We start from the raw sequence: 455 nt of genomic DNA, 5'->3' as shown, positions 1-455 counted from the left end.
CCGGGTTTCCCCATTCGGACATCGACGGCTGTAGCGGTTCATATCACCTTACCGTCGCTTTACGCAGATTAGCACGTCCTTCATCGCCTCTGACTGCCAGGGCATCCACCGTGTACGCTTAGTCGCTTAACCTCACAACCCACAGGCGTTTTCACGCTGCAGACTGTAAGCATTTGAGAGACTCGAACATGTCGCCATTTCATTCTTATTACGGAGAATGAACGCGCCATGTCGTTTCAATTTTCAGCTTGTTCCGGATTGTTAAAGAGCATAATACGTCACAGCACACCGTCGCCGGTACGCTCTGAGGTATTTCAGAAAAAAACAGCAGGTATGGTGGAGCTAAGCGGGATCGAACCGCTGACCTCCTGCGTGCAAGGCAGGCGCTCTCCCAGCTGAGCTATAGCCCCATACAGTTACTGCAGAGACCACTACTACCACTCAACCGAGTACAC

Annotated in this window: 1 tRNA gene and 1 rRNA gene; both read right to left on the bottom strand. The window is 51.9% G+C overall.

Annotated features, from left to right (window positions below):
* Positions 1–132: ribosomal RNA gene (locus FJW00_RS11330) — 23S ribosomal RNA — on the bottom strand; the annotation flags it as partial.
* A 202-nt stretch (positions 133–334) separates the two neighbouring features.
* Positions 335–410 (bottom strand) — tRNA-Ala (locus tag FJW00_RS11325).
* Positions 411–455 lie beyond the last annotated feature (45 nt).

Origin of the sequence: Pantoea anthophila, from assembly GCF_006494375.1 — a bacterium.
GTDB lineage: Bacteria > Pseudomonadota > Gammaproteobacteria > Enterobacterales > Enterobacteriaceae > Pantoea > Pantoea anthophila.
Note: the sequence above shows the minus strand (reverse complement) of the source record. Positions and strands in the feature narration are given on the sequence as shown.